General features: G+C 77.8%; 1 protein-coding gene. It reads left to right on the top strand.

Translation table 11 applies throughout. The features are described from left to right. Positions 1-528 (top strand): hypothetical protein (locus ACODR5_RS13525; protein WP_488983914.1); only part of this gene is annotated, 528 nt, incomplete at its 5' end. Between the last annotated feature and the right edge of the window lie 175 nt (positions 529-703).

The following is a 703-nucleotide window of genomic DNA, read 5'->3' as shown; positions in this document are numbered from 1 at the left end:
GGCGCGCGCGGCGGTTCGGGCGGCGGCGCGGCCGCACCGGCGCCCGAGGCCGACGGCGAGCCGGCGGCCTCGTGCACGCCGGCCGAGCCCGAGGTGCCCACGAAGCCGGCCACGAGCGGCGAGGAGGCGACGGTCGACAAGGGCGTGTACCACGCCGGCGAGAACGTCACCGCGACCGCGGCGGGCTTCGGCGCCGGCGAGCAGGTGCAGCTGGTGATCTTCAGCGAGCCGGTGCTGATCGGCTCGTTCACGGCGGATGACACCGGCACGGTGCGGGCGGTGTTCCCCGTCTCCGACAAGACGCTTCCCGGTGCGCACACCCTGCAGTTCACGGGCTGGTGCGAGGGGACGGCCCTGGCGGATGTCATCATCGCCTCCGACAAGGCATCCGCCGGGGACGACGCACCCACGATCCCCGTGTGGGCGTGGTGGGCCGGCGGCGGCATCGGCGCCGCCGGGCTGCTGTGGGGCGGGTGGTACGTCGTCGGCCTGATGCGCGGGCCCGGCCTCGGGGCGGTCGCCTCGTGACCGTCGACACCACCGGGCCCCGCGCCGACCAGGCCGAAGCCGACGCCCGGCACGCACCGCCCGCGCGGCACGACCCGCAGCCCGGCGAGACGAGCGCGTGGCCCGGCGCCGACGCCGTCACCGCCGTGCTCCCGAAGCGCCGTGCCCGGCGCACGCCGCGCCGGGCGGGAGGAGC

It is taken from the genome of Microbacterium sp. FG3, from assembly GCF_057809335.1.
The sequence above is the reverse complement of the archived record's forward strand: the minus strand, read 5'-3'. Positions and strand labels throughout refer to the sequence as shown.